The sequence below is a fragment of the Blastococcus sp. SYSU DS0669 genome (genome assembly GCF_054050895.1).
In genome coordinates this window covers 243,849-266,817 of sequence record NZ_JBJHAE010000001.1, presented here as the reverse complement: position 1 = coordinate 266,817, position 22,969 = coordinate 243,849, and the positions used below count along the sequence as shown (strand labels likewise).

At 73.6% G+C, this 22,969-nt stretch carries 19 protein-coding genes and 1 tRNA gene; 11 read left to right on the top strand and 9 right to left on the bottom strand.

Translation table 11 applies throughout. From position 1 onward, the window contains the following. The first annotated feature begins 158 nt into the window (after positions 1-158). A tRNA-Leu gene (locus ACI792_RS01265) sits at positions 159-232 on the top strand. A 6-nt stretch (positions 233-238) separates the two neighbouring features. Here ACI792_RS01265 and ACI792_RS01260 read toward each other — a convergent pair. Beyond that, positions 239-1,474: a MalY/PatB family protein gene (locus ACI792_RS01260; RefSeq protein ID WP_456600973.1), complete on the bottom strand. Its 1,236-nt coding sequence runs from the start codon at positions 1,472-1,474 to the stop codon at positions 239-241. Positions 1,475-1,688: 214 nt separating this feature from the next. On the opposite strand from ACI792_RS01260, the gene ACI792_RS01255 reads away from it, so the two are divergent. After that, complete coding sequence (locus ACI792_RS01255; protein ID WP_456600972.1) at positions 1,689-2,537, top strand: Bax inhibitor-1/YccA family membrane protein; 849 nt, start codon at positions 1,689-1,691, stop codon at positions 2,535-2,537. Between the two features lie 176 nt (positions 2,538-2,713). Here ACI792_RS01255 and ACI792_RS01250 read toward each other — a convergent pair whose 3' ends face one another. Both ACI792_RS01250 and ACI792_RS01245 read right to left on the bottom strand, forming a co-directional pair. After that, entirely contained in the window at positions 2,714-3,934 is a 1,221-nt protein-coding gene (locus ACI792_RS01250; RefSeq protein ID WP_456600971.1) for an acetyl-CoA C-acetyltransferase, read from the bottom strand. A 123-nt stretch (positions 3,935-4,057) separates the two neighbouring features. Next, positions 4,058-5,098 carry an SGNH/GDSL hydrolase family protein gene (locus ACI792_RS01245; protein WP_456600970.1) on the bottom strand — a complete coding sequence of 347 codons (1,041 nt, stop codon included), beginning with the start codon at positions 5,096-5,098 and terminating at the stop codon, positions 4,058-4,060. Positions 5,099-5,192: 94 nt separating this feature from the next. On the opposite strand from ACI792_RS01245, the gene ACI792_RS01240 reads away from it, so the two are divergent. Next, on the top strand, positions 5,193-6,518 hold the full coding sequence (locus ACI792_RS01240) for a DUF2252 domain-containing protein (RefSeq protein ID WP_456600969.1): 1,326 nt from the start codon (positions 5,193-5,195) through the stop codon (positions 6,516-6,518). Between the two features lie 106 nt (positions 6,519-6,624). On the opposite strand, the gene ACI792_RS01235 is transcribed toward ACI792_RS01240, so the two are convergent. Together ACI792_RS01235 and ACI792_RS01230 are read right to left on the bottom strand one after the other, a co-directional pair. Further along, the gene (locus tag ACI792_RS01235) at positions 6,625-8,610 is read right to left on the bottom strand and encodes a VWA domain-containing protein (protein ID WP_456600968.1); all 1,986 of its coding nucleotides are present in this window, start codon (positions 8,608-8,610) and stop codon (positions 6,625-6,627) included. 1 nt (position 8,611) lies between these two features. Beyond that, on the bottom strand, positions 8,612-10,075 hold the full coding sequence (locus ACI792_RS01230) for a sigma 54-interacting transcriptional regulator (protein ID WP_456600967.1): 1,464 nt from the start codon (positions 10,073-10,075) through the stop codon (positions 8,612-8,614). A 319-nt stretch (positions 10,076-10,394) separates the two neighbouring features. On the opposite strand from ACI792_RS01230, the gene ilvA reads away from it, so the two are divergent. The 5 genes from ilvA (at position 10,395) to ACI792_RS01205 (ending at position 16,843) form a co-directional block, all read left to right on the top strand. Next, positions 10,395-11,609: a threonine ammonia-lyase gene (gene ilvA / locus ACI792_RS01225; protein WP_456600966.1), complete on the top strand. Its 1,215-nt coding sequence runs from the start codon at positions 10,395-10,397 to the stop codon at positions 11,607-11,609. Between the two features lie 146 nt (positions 11,610-11,755). Beyond that, positions 11,756-12,754 carry an ATP-binding cassette domain-containing protein gene (locus ACI792_RS01220; protein ID WP_456600965.1) on the top strand — a complete coding sequence of 333 codons (999 nt, stop codon included), beginning with the start codon at positions 11,756-11,758 and terminating at the stop codon, positions 12,752-12,754. Continuing rightward, positions 12,751-13,557 carry an ABC transporter permease gene (locus ACI792_RS01215; RefSeq protein WP_456600964.1) on the top strand — a complete coding sequence of 269 codons (807 nt, stop codon included), beginning with the start codon at positions 12,751-12,753 and terminating at the stop codon, positions 13,555-13,557. The genes ACI792_RS01220 and ACI792_RS01215 overlap by 4 nt, the downstream gene beginning before the upstream one ends. 180 nt (positions 13,558-13,737) lie before the next feature. After that, entirely contained in the window at positions 13,738-15,801 is a 2,064-nt protein-coding gene (locus ACI792_RS01210) for a M3 family metallopeptidase (protein WP_456600963.1), read from the top strand. A gap of 115 nt (positions 15,802-15,916) precedes the next feature. Beyond that, complete coding sequence (locus tag ACI792_RS01205) at positions 15,917-16,843, top strand: DUF5996 family protein (RefSeq protein WP_456600962.1); 927 nt, start codon at positions 15,917-15,919, stop codon at positions 16,841-16,843. A 4-nt stretch (positions 16,844-16,847) separates the two neighbouring features. Here the strand turns inward: ACI792_RS01205 and ACI792_RS01200 are convergent, their stop codons facing one another. Continuing rightward, on the bottom strand, positions 16,848-17,180 hold the full coding sequence (locus ACI792_RS01200) for an RNHCP domain-containing protein (RefSeq protein ID WP_456579358.1): 333 nt from the start codon (positions 17,178-17,180) through the stop codon (positions 16,848-16,850). 7 nt (positions 17,181-17,187) lie between these two features. Beyond that, the gene (gene greA, locus ACI792_RS01195) at positions 17,188-17,691 is read right to left on the bottom strand and encodes a transcription elongation factor GreA (RefSeq protein WP_456579357.1); all 504 of its coding nucleotides are present in this window, start codon (positions 17,689-17,691) and stop codon (positions 17,188-17,190) included. A gap of 246 nt (positions 17,692-17,937) precedes the next feature. Between greA and mca the strand changes: the two genes are divergently transcribed. From mca to ACI792_RS01180, 3 genes are read left to right on the top strand one after another with little or no spacing between them, the layout of a single operon-like run. Next, complete coding sequence (gene mca, locus ACI792_RS01190) at positions 17,938-18,825, top strand: mycothiol conjugate amidase Mca (RefSeq protein ID WP_456600961.1); 888 nt, start codon at positions 17,938-17,940, stop codon at positions 18,823-18,825. Then, positions 18,822-19,133, top strand: coding sequence for a hypothetical protein (locus ACI792_RS01185; RefSeq protein ID WP_456600960.1), 312 nt, complete (start codon positions 18,822-18,824; stop codon positions 19,131-19,133). The genes mca and ACI792_RS01185 overlap by 4 nt, the downstream gene beginning before the upstream one ends. Before the next feature lie 47 nt (positions 19,134-19,180). After that, positions 19,181-19,999, top strand: coding sequence for a discoidin domain-containing protein (locus ACI792_RS01180; RefSeq protein WP_456600959.1), 819 nt, complete (start codon positions 19,181-19,183; stop codon positions 19,997-19,999). 59 nt (positions 20,000-20,058) lie between these two features. Here ACI792_RS01180 and katG read toward each other — a convergent pair whose 3' ends face one another. Together katG and ACI792_RS01170 are read right to left on the bottom strand one after the other, a co-directional pair. Then, on the bottom strand, positions 20,059-22,281 hold the full coding sequence (gene katG / locus ACI792_RS01175; protein WP_456600958.1) for a catalase/peroxidase HPI: 2,223 nt from the start codon (positions 22,279-22,281) through the stop codon (positions 20,059-20,061). Then, positions 22,278-22,742 carry a Fur family transcriptional regulator gene (locus ACI792_RS01170; RefSeq protein ID WP_456600957.1) on the bottom strand — a complete coding sequence of 155 codons (465 nt, stop codon included), beginning with the start codon at positions 22,740-22,742 and terminating at the stop codon, positions 22,278-22,280. The genes katG and ACI792_RS01170 overlap by 4 nt, the downstream gene beginning before the upstream one ends. Between the last annotated feature and the right edge of the window lie 227 nt (positions 22,743-22,969).

Here is a 22,969-nt window from a genome sequence, read left to right as displayed (position 1 = left end):
CCACGTGCCGGCCGGTGGCGTCGTCGCGCTGACGGCGTCCAGCCGGCGCCGCTGCGCGCCCGCCGGCACGCGCGGCCCCAGCGCCGGGCGCACCAGGGTGCGGACCGCCGTACGGGCACCCGACCGGAGCGGGCCCGGCCCGCTACCGTGCCTTCCGCGCCCCCGTAGCCCAACTGGCAGAGGCAGGCCCCTTAAAAGGGTCCCAGTGTCGGTTCGAACCCGACCGGGGGCACGAGGCCTACCCCTCCCTCGCCGCGACGGCCCTGCCCATGCGCGCCAGCGCCTCGGTCAGCACCGTGGGGGAGGTGGCGAAGTTGATGCGCACGTGCCCGGCGCCCCCGGTGCCGAACACGTGGCCCGAGCTCAGCGCCACCCGGGCGTGGTCCAGGAAGAACCGGGCCGGCCCCTCGAGGTCGCTGACGACGGCGGGGCCGCGGCTGGGCGGCTCGGGCGGGAGGCCCAGCGGCCGGCAGTCCAGCCAGGCCAGGTAGGTCCCCTCCGGAATGCGCAGCGTCGTCGTCGGCAGGTGCTCGGCCACCAGCTGCTGCAGCAGTCGCCGGTTCTCGTCGAGGGCTGCGAGCAGCGCGTCCAGCCATCCGCCCCCCTCGCGGAAGGCCGTGGTGTGCGCGATGACGCCGAGGTGGCTGGCCCCGTGGCCCACCTCCTCGGGCAGGCGGGCCAGATCACCGGCCGCCTCCGGCCCGGCTATCACCACGGCCGCCTTGAGACCGGCGAGGTTCCACGCCTTGGATGCCGACACCAGGGCGAAGCCGTCGTCGGTGACGCTGAGGTAGGGCACGAAGCGGGCGCCGGGGAGGACGAGCGGTGCGTGGATCTCGTCGGAGACGACGCGCACGCCGTGCCGCCGGGCGAGTGCGGCGACCGCCTCCAGCTCGGTGCGGGTGTGCACGGCGCCGGTGGGGTTGTGCGGGTTGCTCAGCAGGAACGCCGGACGCGTGCGGCGGGCGCGGGCTCCCGCGAAGGCGGCCTCCAGGGTCTCGAGGTCCAGGCGGCCGTCCGCATCCAGCGGGGCTTCGGCGACCGCGCGGCCCGCGCTCTCGACGAAGGCGTAGAAGGGCGCGTACACCGGCGGGGTCACCACCACGACGTCGCCGGGGTCGGTGATCAGGCGGAGGACCTCGACGACGCCCATCATCACGTCCGGTACGACGGCCGTGCGTGCCGGATCGACGCCGGTCCAGCCCCACCGGTCGGCCGCGAAGGCGGCGATCGCCTCGGGATACTCCTTGCCCGCGTGGTAGCCGGTGTCCCCGGTCTCGACCGCGCGGTGCAGCACCTCCCGGACGGGGGGTGCGAGCCGGACGTCCATCTCGGCCACCCACAGCGGCAGCACGTCGGCCGGGTGGGTGCGCCACTTGCTGCTCGTCCTGCGGCGCAGGTCCTCGAGGGTGACCTGCAGGAACGGGTTGGCCGGTTGCTCCTCGCCCGCGGGGCGGGATGCGTCGGCGGTCATGGGGGCTCCGATCGGTGCTGCCGGTGGGCCGGTGCCAGGACAGCATCGACCAGCCCCGGCGGAGCCCGCTCGGCGAGCGGATCCGGCAGCACCCGCGGGGGTGATCCGGATTGCCCGGAGCTGTGGAACGCTATGGCCGTGTCGGGCGTTGACCTGACCGAGTGGAGTGCGCGATCAGGCTCCACGACCGACGAGTCACCTCGAGGAGATGACGATGGCCAGTAGGAACCCGGCGTTCAGCCGTGGGTTCGGCAACGCGGGCCCCGGCCAGCAGTACGCCGGTTGGGGCAACCAGCCCCAGTACGGCGCCCCCCAGTACGGGGCCCCGCAGTACGGCGCCCCGGCGCCGCAGCAGGACCCGTACGCCGCGCCGTCCCCGTACGGGACGAGCGAGGCCACGCGCTACATGACGATGGACGACGTCGTCCAGAAGACCGGCCTGGCCTTCCTGGTCACCGTCGTCTCGGCGGCGGTCACCTGGGCGGTGCTGCCGCAGGAGCTGGCGTGGGGCCTGGCCATCCCGGCCGTGCTCGTCGCGCTGGTGCTCGGCCTGGTGATCGCCTTCAAGCAGATCGCCAACCCGGTCGCCACGCTGACCTACGGCGGTCTGTACGGCATCGCCCTGGGGGCGATCAGCGAGGCGTTCAACGACCTCTACCCCGGCATCGTGGTGCAGGCGCTGATCGGCACCTTCGGCGTCTTCGCCGGCATGCTGGTCATCTACAAGACCGGTGCCATCCGGGTCACCCCGAAGCTCACCCGCTGGATCGTCGGCGCCCTCATCGGTGTCCTGGTCCTGGTGGTCGTGAACCTGGTCGCCGGCTTCTTCATCGAGGGCGGCCTGGGCCTGCGTGACGGTGGCCCGCTGGCCATCATCTTCAGCCTCGTCGTGATCGGTGTGGCGGCGTTCTCGCTGCTGCTCGACTTCGACATGGCCGACGAGGCCATCCGCCGCGGCGCCCCGGCGAAGTTCGCCTGGTACGTCGCCTTCGGCCTGCTGATCACGGTCATCTGGCTGTACCTCGAGATCCTGCGCCTGCTCTCCTACTTCCAGGACGAGTGAGCCGGTGCCCCGCCGCCGCAGGGCGGCGGGGCGCACACACGACAGCGGCCCGGTCCCCGTGAGGGGGCCGGGCCGCTGCCGTGTGCGGTGCCTTCCCGCCGCGATCATGGCGTCGGGACCAGGTCCCCGGGGGCCGGGGTGGTCACCGCGCCATGATCGCGGCCGAGGGGGCTACCTCAGGACAGGCGCTCGAGCACCATCGCCATGCCCATGCCGCCACCGACGCACATGGTCTCCAGGCCGAACGTCTTGTCCTTGGTCTGGAGCCCGTTGATCAGCGTCCCGGTGATGCGGGCGCCGGTGCTGCCGAACGGGTGTCCGACGGCGATGGCACCACCGTGCACGTTCAGCTTCTCGATCGGGATGTCCAGGTCGCGGTAGCTCGGGATGACCTGCGCGGCGAACGCCTCGTTGATCTCGACGAGGTCGATGTCGTCGATGGTCATGCCGGCCCGCTGCAGGGCCAGGCGCGAGGCGTCGACGGGCCCGTAGCCCATGATCTCCGGCGAGAGCCCGGTGACCGCGGTGGAGACCACGCGGGCCAGCGGGGTGAGGCCGAGCTCGCGAGCCTTGGTGTCGCTCATGACCACCACGGCCGAGGCGCCGTCGTTGAGCGGGCAGGCGTTGCCGGCGGTGACCCGGCCGTCGGGGCGGAACACCGGCTTGAGGCCGGAGATGCCCTCGAGGGTGGTGCCCGGCCGCGGGCCGTCGTCCTTGGTGACGACGGTGCCGTCGGGGAGCGTGATCGGGACGATCTCGCGCTCCCAGAAGCCGTTGTTGATCGACTCCTCGGCGAGGTTTTGGCTGCGGACGGCGAACTCGTCCATCTCCTGGCGGGTGACGCCCTTGAGCAGCGCCAGGTTCTCCGCCGTCTGCCCCATGGCGATGTAGACGTCCGGGACGTCGCCGTTCTCCCGCGGGTCGCTCCAGGAGTCGGCGCCGCTCTCGGCCACCTTGGCCACCCGGGCCTCGGCGTCGGCGAACACCGGGTTCTTGGTGTCGGGGATCGCGTCGCTGTTGCCCTTCACGAACCGGGACACCGTCTCGACACCGGCCGAGACGAAGACGTCGCCCTCGCCGGCCTTGATGGCGTGCATGGCCATGCGGGTGGTCTGCAGCGAGGAGGAGCAGTAGCGGGTGATGGTGGTGCCCGGCAGGTGGTCCATGCCGAGCAGCACGCTAACGACGCGGCCCATGTTGAAGCCCTGCTCGCCGCCGGGGAGGCCGCAGCCCAGCATCAGGTCGTCGATGTCGCGCGGGTCGAGGGCGGGCACCTTGTCGAGCGCGGCCCGGATGACCGCGGCGGCGAGGTCGTCGGGCCGCATGTCCTTGAGCGACCCCTTGAACGCGCGCCCGATCGGCGAGCGCGCGGTCGAGACGATGACGGCTTCTGGCATGGTTCCTCCACGGTGAGGGCGGTCCGGGCGCAGTTCGCCGGACGTCGGTCATCTCGGAAACTACCCCCGCGCCGCGGCCGGATGGACGGGCCGCAGGTCAGGAGGACGCGGGTGTGGCCGGGGTCACCCCGAGCGGCCGGCGAGCGGGCTGCCCTCGTCGTCCCCGGCGTGCTGGGCCTCCTCGGGCGTGGGCATCTCCGTCGGCCGGCGCCGGCGCAGCAGCGCCCACGGGCCCCACGGGCCGGTGTCCGAGCCGCCCACCTCGGCCGGCTGGACCTCGGTCCCGGGACGGTTGACGGCCCGGGCCGCCGCCCGGGCGACGGGACGCGCGGTGTCGCGGCGCAAAGTGCGCAGCCCGCGGTCGGCCCTGGCCGGCCAGACGCCGAGGGCGTCGGCGACCGAGGGGAGCAGCACCGCCGCCGCCGCGGCGTAGCCGGCGGCGCTGGGGTGGAACTCGTCGGCGCTGAACATGCCGGCGTCGGAGGCGAACGCCGGGCCCAGCAGCGAGCCGAGGGAGACCGTGCGGCCCCCGGCCTCGACGACGGCGATCGTCTGCGCCGCGGCCATCTGCCGGCTCCACCGCCGGGCCAGCGTGCGCAGCGGCTGGGCGATCGGGCGGATGGTGCCCAGGTCGGGGCAGGTGCCGACGACGACCTCGCAGCCGGCCGCGGTGAGCCGGCGGACCGCGTCGGTGAGGTGACCGACGGAGACCGACGTCGCCGTCCGCGCCGTCACGTCGTTGGCGCCGATCATGATGACCGCGACCGTGGGGTGCTCGGCCAGCGCGCGGTCGACCTGCTCGTCGAGGTCGGCGGCGCGGGCGCCGGAGCGGGCCAGGCGCACCAGCCGGACGGGGCGCTCGGCGAGCTCGGCCAGCCCGGCGGCGACCAGCACGCCGGGGGTCTCCGCGGCGCGCTGGACACCCAGCCCGACGGCGCTGGAGTCGCCCAGGACCGTGAGCACGATCGGCATGCCGCCGCCCCGGCCGTAGACGCCGTCACCCGACGGCGGGTCCTGCTTGAGGTTGCGGGCCTCGACCTTGCGGCGGGCCGACCGCGCCTCCTCGCGGAGCAGGGCGACCAGGGCGGCTCCGGCCAGACCGACCCCGCCGCCGCCGTAGACGGCACCCGTGGCCAGCCGTCGGGCCGTGTCCGTCCGGGTCATGGTCCCTCCGTCCCTGCTCGGTGCCTGCGTCGTCGGGGCACCACCGACGTTATCGGCCCCTACGGTGCAACCTGTGCCCCCATCCCTCCCTGGTGTGACCGCGTCCCCCGGCTCCGACGAGCGGACGCGGCAGATCGTCGACGTCCTGGTCGAGGCCTTCGGCGACCTCATGGATGCCGACGCCGAGGCCTTCCGCACCAAGTTCCGCAAGATGGCCGCCGACCCGTTCGCCTTCTACCGGGGCAGTGCGCCCCTGTTCTACGCGGACATGGCGACGGCCGAGGACCCCTGGTGTGACGAGAAGACGGCCCGGGTGTGGATCCACGGTGACCTGCACGCCGAGAACTTCGGCACCTACATGGACGCCAACGGCCGCATCGTCTTCGACGTCAACGACTTCGACGAGGCCTACCTGGGGCACGTCAGCTGGGACCTGCGCCGCTTCGTCGCCAGCTTCGCCCTCATGGCGTGGCGGAAGGCGTTCTCCGACGAGGTGATCGGCGAGCTACTCACCGTCTACCTGCACGCCTGGCTCGACCAGGTGGCGGCCTTCACCCGCTCGGACGCCGACCGGGAGTTCGCCCTGGTCGCCGGCAACACCGGCGGCGCGGTGCGGGACCTGATCCGCCGGACGGCGACCCGCACCCGGCTGGGCCTGCTGCAGCGGATGACCGTGGTCGAGGACCACGAGCGCCGCTTCGCCGAATCCCCGCGCAACCGGCGCCTGGGCGACGCCGAGCGCGAGGAGGTGCTCGCGGCGCTGGAGCGGTACAAGGCGACGCTCCCACCCCGGCCGTGGCGGCGGGAGGTCGCCTACGACGTCAAGGACCTCATCGGCACCGGGGGCTTCGGGATCGGCAGCGCGGGGCTGCCGGCCTACAACGTGCTGCTGGAGGGGTACGACCAGGCGCTGGAGAACGACGTCGTCCTGTCGGTGAAGCAGGGCAACGTGCCGGCCCCGAGCCGGGTCGTCGACGACCCGGAGATCCGCGGGTACTTCGAGCACGAAGGCCACCGGACGGCGGTGAGCCGCCGCGCGCTGCAGTCGCACGCCTCCCAGTTCCTGGGCTACACCGACATCCGCGGCACCGGGTTCGTCGTCGCGGAGCTCTCGCCCTACGAGCTGGACCTGGAGTGGGAGGACCTCACCGAGCCCGCCGACATCCGCCCGGTGCTGGAGCAGCTCGGGCGGGCGACGGCGAAGCTGCACTGCGTGGGCGACGCCGACAGCGACCACACCCTCGTCCCGTTCCAGACGGAGGAGGCCATCACCGCCATGCTCGGCGGCCGCCGCGAGGAGTTCGTGGCCGACCTGGTCGCGTTCGCGCACGACTACGCGCACCGGACGCAGGAGGACCACCGGCTGTTCGTCAACGCCTTCCGGGCCGGGCGCATCCCGGGGATCAGCTCCAGCGGCTGAAAGAGGACCCCGCCCCCTGCGGCTCCGTCCGGAGGCTCGCCCCGAGCCTGCGAGGGGTGAGGGGGACGGGGTCCTTCTCGGGGCCGTTCCAGCACGTCACCACCAGCTAGCGGACGCGTCGTCCCCGCCGGGTGCGCAGGTAGTCGGCCACGACGTACTCGCCCAGCCGGTCCGCGTCCGGCTCGAACACCCGCCCCCCCGCGCGCTGGGTCAGGTCGTGCACGAAGTGGACCAGCCCCGGGTCGGGGTCGAGGGCGAAGACGTTCACCGTGGCCCCCGACCGGGCGACGCGCTCCACCTCGGCGACGGTGCGGGCGATCGTCTCGGGCATCGGCGGCCAGCAGAAGAACGGCGTCCCGTCGTCCTCCAGGTGGGCGGTCGGCTCGCCGTCGGTGACCACCAGGACCACCGGCTCGGCGTCCCGGTGCCGGGCGAGGAACCGCCGGGCCAGCATGAGCCCGTGCTGCAGGTTGGTGCCCTGCAGGGTGTCGACGGAGAGCTCCGCGAGCGTCTCGGGCCGCAGCACCTGCGCGGTGGAGGAGAAGCCGATGATCTCGATGGCGTCCTGCGGGAACCGGGTGGTCACCAGCGAGTGGAGCGCCATCGCCGTCGACTTCGCCGCACCCCATGTGCCGCGCAGCGCCATGGAGTAGGAGAGGTCGACCAGGAGGGCGACCGCGGCGCCGGTCCGCCGCTCGGTCTCCACCACCTCGAAGTCCTCGACGGCGATGCGCACCCGGCGCTCGCCGCCGGGGCGGGGGACGCCCGCCGTCCGCAGCACGGCGTTGCGGACCGTGCGGACGACGTCCAGCGGCTGCTCGTCGCCGAAGCGCCAGTCCCGCGAGGCGCCGGTGAGCTCCCCGGCCGCCCCGGCGTCGGCGACGTCGTGCTCCCCGCGGCCGGTGGCGTCGAGCTTCGCGAACACCCGGCGCAGCGCGGTGGCACCCAGCCGGCGGACCGCCTTCGGCGAGAGCTCCAGCGTGCCGCCGGACCGGTTGAGGTAGCCCTGCCGCTCCAGCTCCCGCTCCAGCTGGCGCATCGCGGCCAGGTCGTCGGCGGCCGAGCGGCCCAGCGCGCGCTCCAGCAGCTCCTCGTCGACGTCGGCCAGCGACGCCCCGGCGTACCCCTGCGAGAGCTGGTTGGACAGCGCCTCCAGGTCCGCCAGCTCCGCGACGGCGGTGGTGGCGTCGCCCATCCCGAGCGACTGCTCGCCGTCGGGCACCTGGCCGCGCTGGCCCCACGGCAGGTCGGGGCGGGCCTGGCGCAGCGCGTCGGAGAGGTGGGCCATCTCGCTGGCCAGACCCATGTCCTCCATCGTCTGGGCCATGAGGCCGGCGAGCTCGGCCCGCTGATCGGGGGAGAGCCCGGCCATCATCCGCTGCTGCGCGGCGGCCCGGCGGGCCAGCGAGTCGATCAGCTCCTCGACCGACCCCGGGTTCTCGGGGAAGAACTGGCCGTGCTTCTCCATGAAGTCGGCGAACTGCTGGTCGGTGTCCTCGCCGCGGTTGTGCGCGTCGACCAGCCGGGAGAGGTCGGCGACCATGTCCTTGACCGCCTGCATGTCCTGCTCGGTGGCGTTCTCCAGCGCCTGCTTCATCGACGCGAAGGAGCTGTCGAGCACCTCGCGGCGGAGCAGGTCCTGGATCTGCTCGTAGGCCTGCCGGCCCTCCTCGGAGCGCCAGTCGTAGTCCTTGAGCGCGCGGACGGCGCCGGCGGTGTCCTCGGGCAGCGCGTCCAGCTCGGCCTCCTTGAGCCGGGCCATGTCGTCCGGGTCGGGGAACAGCTCCCGCCGCTCGGCCTGCACGGCGCGGTCGAGCAGCTCCCGCACCTCCTGCAGCGTGCCGTCCATCCGGCCGGCCGTGCGGGCCTGCCGGAGCCGGTCGCGCACCTGCCGGCGCAGTTCGTCGAGGCCGCGCCGGCCCTGGGTGCCGCGGCGCAGCAGCTCCCGCAGCGCCTCCCGGACGCCGCTGCCGTCGAGCACCGAGTCGCCGATCTCGTCGACGGCGTCGCCGAGGTCGTAGGGCGGGGCCAGCGGGTCGGGGCCGCCCCGCCACTCGCCGTACCGGTAGCCGCGGGGGCGGCGCGTGCCCACCTCAGGCCCCGTACACGGTGCGGCCGCCGTCGGTGTCCTTCGCCAGCCGGCGGGTCAGGTGGAGCCCCTCGAGGGCGAACTCCACGGCGGCCGCGGCCTGCTCGGCGGACTGGTCGCCCTCGGGAACCCCCAGCCGGCCGAGCAGCTCGGCCAGGCGGGGCACGGTCCCCAGCTGCCCCAGCAGGGCCGGGGCCGGGACGAGGTCGCCGGACTCGACGGTCTCCCCACCGGTGAAGTGCTCCTGCAGGCCGGTGAGGTCCAGACCCGCGCAGCGCGCGCGGAAGGTCTGGGCGGTGGCCTGGCGCAGCAGGTGCTCGAGGATCTCGAGCTCGCGGTCGTCGTCCGGGTCGCTGCCCGCGTCGGCGAACTCGACCTTGCCGCGGCTGGCCGGGACGATGCTCGGCAGGTCGACGACCCGCGCCACCGGCCGGGTCTCCCCGGCGACGGCGGCCCGGCGGACGGCGGAGGCCGCGACCGTCTCCAGCCCGGCGATGGCGAACCGCGCGCTGACGCCGGAGCGCTGGTCGACGTGGCTGGACTCGCGGACCAGCCGGGTGAACCGCGCGACGATCTCGACCAGGTGCGCCGGGACGACGGGCCGGGCGAGGTGGTCCGCGCCGAACGCCGTCGGCCAGCTGACCTCGGCCTCCTGCTCGAGCAGCCGGATCTCGTCGGCGAGCTCGACCGGGTAGTGGGTGCGCACCTCGGCGCCGAAGCGGTCCTTCAGCGGGGTGATGATCCGGCCGCGGTTCGTGTAGTCCTCGGGGTTGGCGCTGGCGACGAGCAGCAGGTCCAGCGGCAGCCGGACGCGGTAGCCGCGGATCTGGATGTCGCGCTCCTCCAGCACGTTGAGCAGCGCGACCTGGATGCGCTCGGCGAGGTCGGGCAGCTCGTTGACGCTGAAGATGCCGCGGTTGGTGCGGGGGACGAGGCCGTAGTGCACGGTCTCGGGGTCTCCCAGCGTGCGGCCCTCGGCGACCTTGATCGGGTCGACGTCGCCGATGAGGTCGCCGACGCTGGTGTCCGGCGTCGCCAGCTTCTCGCCGAACCGCTCGCTGCGGTGCAGCCAGCCGACCGGGGTCGCGTCCCCGTGCTCGGCGATCTGCCGGTGCGCCCACACGCTGATCGGGTGCAGCGGGTGCTCGTTCAACTCGCTGCCGACCAGCACCGGGGTCCACTCGTCGAGCAGGCCGACGAGTGTGCGGATCAGCCGGGTCTTGCCCTGGCCCCGCTCACCCAGCAGGACGAGGTCGTGCCCGGCGATGAGGGCCCGCTCCACCTCGGGCAGGACGGTGTCCTCGAAGCCGACCATGCCGGGCAGGGAGGGCTCCCCGGCGGCCAGGCGGGCGAGCAGGTTGGCGCGGATCTCGGCCTTGACGGGACGGGCGGTGACGCCGGTCGCCCGGAGCTCGCCGAGGGTCGTGGGTGCGGGGGAGGGGGATGCCGGTGCGGGGGTGTCCGTCACCTCAGCCACGGTACGACGCCGAGTCCATTTGTCGTCCTCCGGACGACACCGTGGCCAGTTGCCGTCCCGACTTTCGCGGAGCCGCTCCGTCACGCCTGCGCGGACCCCTCCGGGGCCCACTCGGCGCGACACCGCGGCCAGTTGCCGTCCCGACTCTCGCGGAGCCGCTCCGTCACGCCTGCGCGGACCCCTCCGGGGCCCACTCGGCGCGACACCGCGGCCAGTTGCCGTCCCGACTCTCGCGGAGCCGCTCCGTCACGCCTGCGCGGCCCCCTCCGCCGTGACCTCGCCGAGTCCTGGCACTGCGATGATCTCGCCCATGTCGGTCCCCCTGGTCACCGCTGCCGACGTCGCGGCGGCGGCGGAGTTGCTCGCCGGCGTCGTCCGCCGCACCCCGCTGGAGCACTCGCGCGGCCTGGCCGACCTGGTGGGCGGCCCGGTCTGGCTGAAGTGCGAGAACCTCCAGCGCACCGGCTCGTTCAAGATCCGGGGCGCCTACACCCGGATCGCGCGGCTCACCGACGAGGAGCGGGCCCGCGGCGTCGTCGCCGCCAGCGCGGGCAACCACGCCCAGGGGGTGGCGCTGGCCGCCCGGCTGCTCGGCGCGCGGGCGACGGTGTACATGCCCGAGAGCGCGCCGCTGCCCAAGGTGGCGGCCACCCGGGCCTACGGCGCCCACATCGAGATGCTCGGGCAGTCGCTGGCCGAGCCGCTGCTGGCCGCCGCCCAGCACGCCGAGCGCACCGGCGCGGTCTTCATCCACCCCTTCGACCACCCGGACGTGATCGCCGGGCAGGGCACCGTCGGGCTCGAGGTCCTCGAGGAGTGCCCCGAGGCCGCGACCGTGCTGGTCTGCGCCGGCGGCGGCGGGCTGGTCTCCGGCATCGCGGCCGTGGTCAAGGAGCGCCGCCCCGACGTCCGGGTGGTGGCCGTGCAGGCCGAGGAGGCCGCCGCCTTCCCGGGCTCGCTGGCCGCCGGCCGGCCGGTCGAGCTGGAGAGCATGTCGACGATGGCCGACGGGATCGCCGTCCCCCGCCCCACCGACCTGACCTTCGCCCACGTGAAGGGCCTGGTCGACGAGGTGTGCACGGTCAGCGAGGAGGACCTGTCGCGGGCCCTGCTGTTCTGCCTGGAGCGCGCGAAGATGGTCGTCGAGCCGGCCGGGGTGGCCGCGGTCGCCGCCGTGCTGGCCGACCCGCGGGCCTTCGAGCCGCCGCTGGTCGCCGTCGTCTCCGGCGGCAACATCGACCCGGTGCTGCTGCTCAAGGTCGTGCAGCACGGCATGGCGGCGGCCGGCCGGTACCTCTCGCTGCGGCTGCGCGTCCCCGACCGTCCGGGGTCGCTGGCCGCCGTCCTGGCCGAGCTCGCGGCGGCCGGCGCCAACGTGCAGGAGGTCGAGCACGAGCGGACCTCGACGCGGCTGGGCATCGGCGAGGTGGAGGTCTTCGTCGTCGTCGAGACCCGCGGGCCGGTGCACGCCGGCGAGGTCATCGCGGCCCTGCGCGGGGCCGGGTACGCCGTCACGCCGGAGTAGCCGCCGGCCGGACCGATGAGTCCGGCGGCCGATCGCGGTCTCAGCCCTGTCCCGCACCTCGCGGGGCGGGGACGGAGGGCGTGCGCGTGTACGCGACGGAGAAGAGCGGCGGGGAAGTGTCGGTGGGCGGGCCTAGCGTCCGTGGCATGACCGACGCGATCGTGGTCGAGGGGCTGGTCAAGCGCTTCGGCGCCACCACCGCGCTCGACGGGGTGGACCTCACCGTGGCCGAGGGGTCGGTGCTCGGGCTGCTGGGCCCGAACGGCGCGGGCAAGACGACGGTGGTGCGCATCCTGACCACCCTGCTCGAGGCCGACGCGGGCCGGGTGCAGGTGGTGGGCCTCGACGTGGTCCGGGACGCCGACCGGGTGCGGGCCGCGATCGGGCTCACCGGCCAGTACGCGGCGGTCGACGAGTACCTCACCGGGTTCGAGAACCTGGAGATGGTGGGCCGGTTGTACCGGCTCGGCCGCGCCGAGTCGCGGAGGCGGGCCGGTGAGCTGCTGGAGCGGTTCGACCTCGCCGGCGCGGCCAACCGGCCGGCGAAGACCTACTCCGGCGGCATGCGCCGCCGGCTGGACATCGCGGCCTCGCTGATCGCCCGGCCGCGGGTCCTCTTCCTCGACGAGCCGACGACCGGGCTGGACCCGCGCAGCCGGCTGGCCATGTGGGAGTTCATCGCCGACCTCGCCGACGGCGGTACGACGATCCTGCTCACCACGCAGTACCTGGAGGAGGCCGACCGCCTGGCCGACCGGATGGTCGTCATCGACCGCGGGCGGGTCATCGCCCGCGGCACGTCCGACGAGCTCAAGGCACAGGTGGGCGGTCAGCGGCTGGAGTTCACGGTCACCGACGCCGCCGTGCTGCCCGGCATGGTGGAGCGGCTGCGCCCCCTCGCCGTCGACGCCCCGGTCGTCGACGCGCAGGCCCGGCGGCTGTCGCTGCCGGTCAGCGGCGGCGCGGAGGTCCTCGCCGAGGCGCTCCGCCGGCTGGACGGCGCGACGGCGCAGATCTTCGACGTCGGCCTCCGCAGGCCCGACCTGGACGACGTCTTCCTCGCCCTCACCGGCCGCGCGGCCGAGGAGGTCGCCACCGACGACGACCCGACGGTCGAGCCGGCCACGACCGGAGGTGCCCGATGAGCAGCATGGCCGCGACGCTGTCCGACAGCGTGGTCATCACCAAGCGCAACCTGATCAAGGTCAAGCGGGTGCCCGACCTGATCGTGTTCGCGACGCTCTCGCCGATCATGTTCGTGCTGCTGTTCCGCTACGTCTTCGGCGGCGCGATCCAGTTGCCGCCGGGCACGAGCTACGGGGAGTTCCTGCTGCCCGGCATCTTCGCCCAGACGATCGTGCTGGGGAGCACGACCACGGGCGCGAGCCTGGCGGAGGACCTGCAGAAGGGGCTCATCGACCGGTTCCGGTCGCTGCCCATGTCGCGGTCCGCGGTGCTGATCGGCCGCACGGTGGCCGACGCCGGGCTGAACGTCATCTCGATCACGGTGATGGCCCTGACCGGCCTGGTGGTCGGCTGGCGGATCAACTCCTCCGTGGGGGAGGCGGTCCTCGGTTTCTTGGTGCTGCTGCTGTTCGCCTACGCCATCTCCTGGCTCATGGCGATGGTCGGGCTGCTCGTCCGGACGCCGGAGGTGGTGAACAACGCCAGCTTCATCGTCATCTTCCCGCTGACCTTCGTGGCCAACACCTTCGTGCCGCTGGAGACCTTCCCCGCCGTGCTGCGCACCTTCGCGGAGTGGAACCCGGTGTCGGCGGTGGTCCAGGCCGCGCGCGACCTGTTCGGCAACACCTCGCCGGTCGCGCCGTCGCCGGACGCCTGGTCGCTGCAGAACCCGGTCCTCTACACGCTGATCTGGGTGGCGCTCATCCTGGCGGTCTTCGTGCCGCTGTCGGTGCGCGCCTACCGCCACGCCGCCGGCCGTTGACGCAGCCGCTGGTTCGGCCCGCGTCTGCCTGGTCGCGCCGAGTGGGGCCCGGAGGGCTCCGCGCAGGTGCGACGGAACGGCTCAGCGCCGGTCGGGGACGGCACCTGGCCGCGGTGCGATCCGGAGGATCGCGTTCGACGCCGCGGTGCGATCCGGAGGATCGCGATGTAATGGCGAGCGATGAGCGCCGAGCCCACCCCCGCCCTGTCCGTCGACAACGCGCTCGCCGCGCCGTCCGAGCTGCCGTTCCGGCTGCCCCCGTTCGCCGACCTGACCCTCGAGCACTGCCGGGAGGGGCTGCTGGTGGGGATGGCCGAGCAGCGCCGGGAGGTGGACGCGCTGCTGGCCTCGGCCGAGGAGCCGACCTTCGAGAACACCGTCGTGGCCCTGGAGTGCTCCGGGGCGCTGCTGGACCGTGCCTGGTCGGTGTTCGGCAACCTCTCCTCCTCGGTCGCGACGCCCCGGCTGCGGGAGATCGAGCGGGAGATCGCCCCGCTCGCCGCTGCCCACGACGACGCGCTCCGGCTGGATCCGGCGCTCTTCGCCCGCATCGACGCCGTGCACGGCGCGCGGGAGACCGCCGGCCTCGATGCGGAGTCGGTACGGCTCGTGGAGCGGTACCACCTCGACTTCGTGCTCGCCGGTGCCCGCCTGGACGAGGCGGGCCGGGCGCGGCTCGGGGAGCTCAACCAGCAGCTCTCCGGGCTGTCGACGACGTTCGGGCAGAACCTGCAGCTGGCCACCGAGGCGGCGGCGGTACGGGTGGCGGACGCCGCCGAGCTCGACGGGCTGAGCGAGGAGGAGGTCGCCGCCGCGGCGCGTGCGGCCACCGATCGCGGCCTCGACGGCTACCTGCTGACCCTCGTGCTGCCGACCGGTCAGCCGGTCCTGGCCAAGCTGCGGAACCGGGAGCTGCGGCGCCGGGTGTTCGAGGCCTCGGTCGGCCGGGCGTCGGCGGGCGAGCACGACAACCGGCCGGTCGCCGAGCGCATCGCCCGGCTGCGCGCCGAGCGGGCCCGGCTGCTCGGCTTCGACACCCACGCCGACCTGGTGCTCGCCGACTCCACCGCGCGCACCACCGCGGCGGTCGACGGGATGCTCGCCTCCATGGTCCCGGCGTCGGTGGCCAACGCCGGGGCCGAGGCCGAGGTGCTGCGCGAGCTGGCCGGTCGTGACGGGGTCGAGCTCGCCGCCTGGGACTGGGCGTTCTACAGCGAGCGGGTGCGCGCCGAGCGGTACGCCGTCGACACCACCGCGCTGCGGCCGTGGTTCGAGCTGGACCGGGTGCTGGTCGACGGCGTCTTCCGGGCGGCCGAGCTGTTGTACGGGTACCGCTTCAGCCCGCGGCCGGACCTCGCCGGCTACCACCCCGACGTCCGCGTCTGGGAGGTCAGCGACGCCGAGGGCGCGGAGGTGGGGCTCTACCTGGGTGACTTCTTCGCCCGCGAGGGCAAGCGCGGCGGGGCGTGGATGAGCTCCTTCGTGCGCCAGTCTCGGCTGCTGGGCACCCGCCCGGTCGTCGTCAACAACCTCAACATCACCCGGGCGCCGACCGGCCGCCCGACGCTGCTGACCCTGGACGAGGTCAACACGCTCTTCCACGAGTTCGGCCACGCCCTGCACGGGTTGAGCTCGGCCGTCACCTACCCGCGCTTCGCCGGCACCGCGGTGCCGCGGGACTTCGTCGAGTTCCCCAGCCAGGTCAACGAGATGTGGGCGCTCTGGCCCGAGGTGCTCGCCCACTACGCCCGGCACGTGGACACCGGCGAGCCGCTGCCGGCGTCGGTCGTCGAGGCGATCGACGCCGCCCGGCTGTGGGGCGAGGGCTTCGCGACCCTCGAATACCTGGCCGCCACACTCCTGGACCAGGCCTGGCACCGCCTCACCCCGGAGACCGAGGTGGGTGATCCGGTCGAGTTCGAGCAGGCCGCCCTGGCGGCGGCCGGCGTCTCATCGGCGCTCGTGCCCCCGCGCTACCGGACCACCTACTTCCAGCACGTCTTCGCCGGCGGTTACTCGGCCGGCTACTACTCCTACATCTGGTCGGAGGTCCTCGACGCCGACACGGTCGAGTGGTTCAAGGAGAACGGTGGCCTGCGCCGGGAGAACGGCGACGCCTTCCGGCAGCGGCTGCTCGCGGTCGGCGGCTCGGTGGACCCGCTGGACGCGTTCCGCGCCGTCCGGGGCCGGGACGCCGACCCGGCGCCGCTGCTGCGCCGGCGCGGGCTGGCCCCGGTGGGCTGATCGCTGTGCGCGGGACGGCCGCGCGCCCGGCGCCGTCGTCCACGACGTCGTGCCGGGCCGTGGTCTGCGCCAGACTGCTGCCGCCGGGGCCCCGGCCCGTCCCTGGAGGTACCCGATGGAGCTCTTCCCGCCGATCCCCTACGCCGGGTGGTCGGACACCCTGGCGACGGTGCACCGGTTCGCCCAGGTGGTCGGCCGGGTCCGGCTGCTGGCGAGCCCGCGGCGCAACCACTGGTGGCACGTCCCTTTCCACCTCGCCGGCCGCGGGATCACGACGCGGCCGATGGGGCTCGACCCGACATTCACCGTCGACCTCGACCTGCTCGACCACCGCGTCGACGTCACCACGGTCGAGGGGCGGCGGGCATCCTTCGGCATGGCCGGGCGCTCGGTGGCGTCCTTCCACCGGGAGCTGCAGGACGCCCTCGCCGCCGTCGGGGTGCGCGGCGTCGACATCGCCGAGGCCCGTCCGTTCGACCTGCCCGACTCCGACCGGCCCTTCGCCCAGGACACCGAGCACGCGAGCTACGACCCGGCCGCGGTGACCCGGTACTGGCAGGTCCTCGGCCAGGTGAACCTCGTCCTCGAGGAGTTCGCCGGCCGGTTCTCCGGCAAGACCAGCCCGGTCCACCACTTCTGGCACACGTTCGACATCGCCGTCACCCGGTTCTCCGACCGCGTCGTCACACCGGCCGACGGCGCCGACCCGGTCACCCGGGAGGCGTACTCCCGCGAGGTGGTCAGCTCCGGGTTCTGGTTCGGCGACCCGACCTTCCCCGAGCCGGCGTTCTACTCCTACACCGCGCCGGAGCCCGCCGGGCTGGCCGAGGCCGAGCTGCCCGGGGGCGCGTACTGGCTCGAGCGCAACGGCAGCCACCTGGCCGTGCTGCCCTACGCCGCCGCGCGCTCGGCCGACGACCCGAAGGCGGCGGTGCTGGCGTTCCTCGAGGCGGCGTACCGGTCCGGCGCGACCCGCGCGGGGTGGGACGTCGAGGGCCTCGCCTGCCGGAACGGGATCACCGACCCCCTCCTCGCCGGCTGAACGCTCACAGCCAGGGCAGCGACAGGACCAGGTCCAGGTCGTCGGGGGCCGCACCGTCGCGCACGAGGCGGTTGGGCTGGCGGTGGCCGCACGCCGTGCAGCGGTGCACCACCTGCCAGCCCTTGCCAGACTTCTCCACCAGCCCGATGGGCTCCATGGGTTGCCGGCACTCGCTCGCGCGGTCGCCGGGCAGGTCGTCGACGTGCAGCGACCACAGGCAGTACGGGCAGTGGTTGCGGTAGTGCCCGTCGGTGTTGGCCGGCACCGGCGCGCTGCAGTGCACGCACGGGAAGCCGGTGTTCTCCGCCCGCCGGGAGCGGGCGCGCGGCGTGCTCACCGGTCGGTCAGGGGACGAACGGCTCGACCGCGACGACCTCGACGGTGATGTCCTTGCCGTTCGGCGTCTGGTACGTCACCGAGGTGCCGGGCGCCGCGCCCATGATCGCCGAGCCGAGCGCCGACTCGGGGGAGTAGACGGTGAGCTCCGTGGTGCCGGCGATCTCCCGCGAGCCCAGCAGGAACTTCTCGGTGTCGTCGTCGCCGGCGAAGCGGATGGTGATGACCGTGCCCAGGGCGGCGTTCGTGGCCGTCTTGGGGGCGTCCCCGACGCGGGCCTTGCGCAGCAGGTCGGTGAGCTGGCGGATCCGGCCCTCCTGCTTGCCCTGCTCCTCCTTGGCGGCGTGGTAGCCGCCGTTCTCCTTGAGGTCGCCCTCCTCGCGGCGGGCGTTGATCTCGGCGGACATCGCCGGGCGGTTCGCCACCAGCTGGTCGAGCTCGGCCTTGAGCCGGTCGTGGGCCTCCTGGGTCAGCCAGATGCCCTGGTCCTGCTCGTCAGTGGGGGTGGACACGTGAGGTACTCCTGAAAAACTCGGGAGGCCGCCCCCGTGTGGGAGCGGCCGCTGGTCGAACGGCCAAGCTAACACCGCGGCGCGGGCCGGTGCACCGCTGCGGCGGTCGTGGCTGGTGCGGAACGGTAACCGACCGGGGCGTGACCGACGACACGTTCCGCCCGGACGGGTGGCTGACCTGCGAGTCGTCGGCCACATCCGGTGGGCGTCCGCCACCACCGCCGCCGGGCGAGGGACACTGTGCGCGTGACCGAACCCGACCAGTTGCGGCTGCTCGCCGTGCACGCCCACCCGGACGACGAGTCGAGCAAGGGCGCCGCCACGATGGCGAAGTACGTCGCCGAGGGCGTCCGCGTGATGGTGGCGACGGCCACCGGTGGCGAACGCGGCTCGGTGCTCAACCCGGCGCTGGACCGGCCCGAGGTGTGGGAGCGGCTCCCGCAGATCCGGGTCGAGGAGATGGCGCGGGCCCGCGAGATCCTCGGGATCGAGCAGGAGTTCCTGGGCTTCGTCGACTCCGGGCTGCCCGAGGGCGACCCGCTGCCCCCGCTGCCCGACGGCTGCTTCGCCCTCGTGCCGGTGGAGGAGGCCGCGGCCCCGCTGGTCGCGCTCATCCGGCGGTTCAAGCCGCAGGTGATGACCACCTACGACGAGCGCGGCGGCTACCCGCACCCCGACCACATCAAGACCCACGAGATCTCGGTGCACGCCTTCGAGGCCGCCGGCGACCCCGACCGCTACCCCGAGCTGGGCGAGCCCTGGCAGGTGAGCAAGCTCTACTACCACATGAGCTTCACCCTGCCGCGCACGAAGGCGCTGCACGAGGCCATCGTGGCGACCGGCTCGGAGTCCCCGTACGCCGAGTGGCTGGCGAAGTGGGACCCGGCGCACGACATCTCCCACCGGGTCACCACCCGCGTCCCGTGCGGTGAGTACTTCCCGGTGCGCGACGCGGCGCTGATCGCGCACGCCACCCAGATCGACCCGCTGGGCCGCTGGTTCGCGTGCCCGGTGGAGACCCAGCAGCAGGTGTGGCCCACCGAGGACTACGAACTGGCCCGCTCGCTGGTCGACACGCCCACCCCGGAGGACGATCTGTTCGCCGGTATCCGCAGCGAGGTGACCGCCCGATGACCGCGATGACCCTGAGCGTGCTCGCCGCCGCCCAGCAGCAGGCTCCCCAGGACGTCGGCAAGGCCGGCCCGTTCGGCCTGTTGCTGCTGGTGCTGCTGCTGATCGCGTCGGCCCTGCTGGTGAAGTCGATGACCGGCCACCTCAAGCGCCTGCCGCGCAGCTTCGACGAGGCCGACCGCGTCGTCGTCCCCGACTCGCCCGCCGGGCTGGACGAGGACGGCGAGCCGGGGCAGGAGCTCCTGGACACGCTGCGCCGCGCGCCGCTGGCGATCGAGCCGCCCCGGCGCGAGGACGGCGACCCGCGCTGACCCGTCGGCCCGTCCGGGGTGGTGGAACGTGCACCCCGGACGGGCCGTTGACGCAGGATGTGACCCCCGCCCTGCGCCGGCTGCTCCTGGCGGCCCTCGCCGTCCTCGTCCTGGCCGGCTGCGGCGCTCCGGCGTCCCCCGGCACCGAGGTGCGCGCGGCGGAGGAGGTGTTCGTCGAGGCGCCGGTCGTGGTTCCCGACCCGTCCGGCACGTCGGCGACCCTGGAGGTGTCGACGACGCTCGACATGGCCTGCGCGGTGGTGTTCGGGCGTGACGAGTCGCTCGGCGACGGGATCGCCACGGACACCGACATGGGCGGTGGCGCCCACGCCGACCACCGGGCGGTCATGCGCGGCCTCGAGCCCGGCACCGAGTACTTCTACCGGGTCCAGGGCTCCGGCGCCGACGGCAACCTCTACCGCAGCGAGCTGATGGGCTTCCGGACGCCGTCCGCGGAGGTCGCCGCCGCGCCCGGCGCGAACGCCGCCCTCGGCGCCGAGGTCGTGGACGTGAGCTCCGAGTTCTCCGAGGCCTTCGCCGCGGCCAACGCCGTCGACGGCGACCTCGGCACCGAGTGGTCCAGCGACGGCGACGGCGACGACGCCTCCCTCACCCTGGACCTGGGACGGCCGGTCGACGTCGTGGGGCTGGCCCTGCGCAGTCGCTCGATGAGCGACGGCACTGCGGTCGTCGAGACGTTCACCGTCACCGTCGACGACGGGCGCACCTACGGGCCCTTCGAGGCAGGCACCGCCGTCGTCGTGAACGAGACCGCCTTCACCGGGCAGGTCCTCCGGATCGACGCCGGGACGACCAGCGGGGGCAACACCGGTGCGGCGGAGATCGAGGTCTACGAGGCTCCCTGACGCGCACGCGCGGACGCCCCGGCACCCGCGAAGGGGACCGGGGCGTCCGGCGGGGCCGATCAGGCGTGCAGGTCGAAGCGGTCGAGCTCCATGACCTTCACCCACGCGGCGACGAAGTCCTGCACGAACTTCTCCTGCGCGTCGTCGGCCGAGTAGACCTCGACGATCCCGCGCAGGATCGAGTTCGAGTTGAAGACCAGGTCGGCGGCGGTGGCGGTGCGCACCACGTTGCCGTCGGCGTCGAGACCCTCGTAGACGCCCTCGGTGTCGACCGACGTCCGCCACTGGATGCCCAGGTCGAGCAGGTTGCGGAAGAAGTCCTGCGACAGCACGCCCGGCCGGTCGGTGAAGACGCCGTGCCCGACGCCGCCGGTGGTGGCGCCGAGGACCCGGAGGCCACCGACGAGCAGGGTCATCTCCTTGGCGGTCAGCTCGAGCATGTACGCCCGGTCGACCAGGAGCGTCTCCGGCTGCAGCTTGCTGCCCGGTGCGATCCAGTTGCGGAAGCCGTCGGCCCGCGGCTCGAGCCAGCGGAAGTTGTCGACGTCCGTCTGCTCCTGCGAGGCGTCGGTGCGACCCGGGTGGAAGGGCACCGTCACCTGCACGCCGGCGTCCGCGGCCCCCTTCTCCACGGCGGCGCTGCCGCCGAGGACGATGAGGTCGGCGAGCGAGACCTTCCTGCCCGTCTGCTGCTCGAAGTCGGCCTTGACCTGCTCGAGCACCGGGAGGACGTCGCGGACGCCCTCGTTGACCGCCCAGCCGATCTGCGGCTCGAGCCGCAGCCGGGCGCCGTTGGCACCGCCGCGCTTGTCCGTGCCCCGGTAGGAGGCGGCCGCGGACCAGGCGGTGTGCACCAGCTGCGACACGGTCAGCCCGGAGGAGAGCAGGCGCTGCTTGAGGTCGGCGATCTCGGCCTCACCGACCAGCTCGTGGTCGACCGCGGGCACCGGGTCCTGCCAGATGAGGTCCTCGGCGGGCACGTCAGGGCCGAGGTAGCGGGTCTTGGGGCCCAGGTCGCGGTGCAGCAGCTTGAACCAGGCGCGGGCGTACTGGTCGGCGAAGTACTCGGGGTCGCGGTAGAAGCGCTCCGAGATCTCGCGGAAGGCCGGGTCCTTGATGAGGGCGAGGTCGGTGGTCGCCATCATCGGCGGGTTCTTCTTGCCCTCGATGTGCGCGTCGGGGACGAGCTCCTGCGCCTCGGGGTTCGACGGCTGCCACTGCTTGGCGCCCGCCGGGCTCTCGGTGAGCTCCCAGTCGTAGCTGAAGAGCATCTCGAAGTAGGTGTTGTCCCACGTGGTCGGCGTCGGGGTCCAGGCGCCCTCGAGACCGCTGGTGATGGTGTCGGCGCCCTTGCCGGTGCCGTGCTGGCTGATCCAGCCCAGGCCGTTGCCGTGGACCGGGCAGCCCTCCGGCTCCGGGCCGACGAGCTCGGGGTTGCCGGCGCCGTGGGTCTTGCCGAACGTGTGGCCGCCGGCGATGAGGGCGACGGTCTCCTCGTCGGTCATGCCCATGCGGTTGAAGGTCACGCGGATGTCGTGCGCGGAGGCGACCGGGTCGGGCTGGCCCTTCGGCCCCTCCGGGTTGACGTAGATCAGCCCCATGGTGACGGCGGCGAGGTGGCCCTCGTCGAGGTCGAGGGGGGCGTTGTCGGCGTAGCGCTCGTCGCCCAGCCAGGTGTCCTCCGGGCCCCAGAAGACCTCCTGCGGCTGCCAGCTGTCCTCGCGGCCGAAGGCGAAGCCGAAGGTCTTCAGGCCCATGTCGTCGTGGGCCACGTTGCCGGCCAAGACCAGCAGGTCGGCCCAGGAGAGCTTTCGGCCGTACTTCTGCTTGATCGGCAGCAGCAGGCGGCGGGCCTTGTCCAGGTTGGCGTTGTCCGGCCAGCTGTTGAGCGGGGCGAACCGCTGCGCGCCCTGGCCGCCACCACCGCGGCCGTCGGCGATGCGGTAGGTACCGGCCGCGTGCCACGACATGCGGATGAACAGCGGCCCGTAGTGGCCCCAGTCGGCCGGCCACCAGTCCTGCGACGTGCGCATGACCTGGGCGACGTCGCGCTTGAGCTCCTCGACGTCGAGCGTGGCGAAGGCGGCCTGGTAGTCGAAGTCCTCGCCCAGCGGGTCGGAGTCCTTCGAGGGCTTGTTCAGCACCGACAGGTCGACCTGGTTGGGCCACCAGTCCCGGTTGCTCTGCGGACGGCGGTTGGTGACCTGCGTCGGCGAGGGGATCGCCGGGTTCTCGCTCTCGCTGGTGCTGTCGGTGACGACCTTGTTGGTCTCGTCCTTCACGGTGTGCCTTCCTGGGGGTGGGCGGAACGGGGAGCGGGTCGGGCGGTGGTGCAGGCGGGGCAGCGGCCCCAGAAGACGACCTCGGCCTCGTCGACGACGAAACCGGCGTCGTCGGACGGGGCCAGGCACGGGGCGGCGCCGACGGTGCAGTCGACGTCGACGATCGCGCCGCAGTCGCGGCAGACCAGGTGGTGGTGGTTGTCGCCCACGCGGGCCTCGTACCGGGCGAGCGACCCCTGCGGCTGGATCCGCCGCACGAGGCCGCTGTCGGTCAGGGCTCGCAGGACGTCGTAGACCGCCTGGTGCGAGACGGCCCCCAGCCGGGCGCGGGCCGCGGCGATCAGCGCGTCGGTGTCGAGGTGCGGGTGCGCGTGGACGGCGTCCAGCACCGCCAGCCGCGGACGGGTCACCCGCAGACCCACGGCCCGGAGGTCGTGCGCGAGTTCCACCGAGTCGGGCACCGGGTCATCCTGTCGGCTTTCCTTGATCCGATCCAGTCTTCCGGACGTGATCTCGGACGGGTGTCGACGGGGGCGCGCGGTGTCCGCTCACGGCGCAACGCGCGCCCTACCGGCGGACAACGACCCGACTTACCGTGTAACGGTGTAATCAACGCGCACCGGGAGGTCGCCATGCACGGACACCGTTTCGCCGACGCACCGCTGGGTCCCGGCTTCGGTCGCGGCCG

Coding starts and splice junctions, on each gene's coding strand:
- ilvA (WP_456600966.1), top strand. CDS start 10,395: ATGTCGGTCCCCCTGGTCACCGCTGCCGACGTCGCGGCGGCGGCGGAG.
- ACI792_RS01255 (WP_456600972.1), top strand. CDS start 1,689: ATGGCCAGTAGGAACCCGGCGTTCAGCCGTGGGTTCGGCAACGCGGGC.
- ACI792_RS01250 (WP_456600971.1), bottom strand. CDS start 3,934: ATGCCAGAAGCCGTCATCGTCTCGACCGCGCGCTCGCCGATCGGGCGC.
- ACI792_RS01220 (WP_456600965.1), top strand. CDS start 11,756: ATGACCGACGCGATCGTGGTCGAGGGGCTGGTCAAGCGCTTCGGCGCC.
- ACI792_RS01205 (WP_456600962.1), top strand. CDS start 15,917: ATGGAGCTCTTCCCGCCGATCCCCTACGCCGGGTGGTCGGACACCCTG.
- ACI792_RS01215 (WP_456600964.1), top strand. CDS start 12,751: ATGAGCAGCATGGCCGCGACGCTGTCCGACAGCGTGGTCATCACCAAG.
- ACI792_RS01185 (WP_456600960.1), top strand. CDS start 18,822: ATGACCGCGATGACCCTGAGCGTGCTCGCCGCCGCCCAGCAGCAGGCT.
- ACI792_RS01245 (WP_456600970.1), bottom strand. CDS start 5,098: ATGACCCGGACGGACACGGCCCGACGGCTGGCCACGGGTGCCGTCTAC.
- ACI792_RS01210 (WP_456600963.1), top strand. CDS start 13,738: ATGAGCGCCGAGCCCACCCCCGCCCTGTCCGTCGACAACGCGCTCGCC.
- ACI792_RS01260 (WP_456600973.1), bottom strand. CDS start 1,474: ATGACCGCCGACGCATCCCGCCCCGCGGGCGAGGAGCAACCGGCCAAC.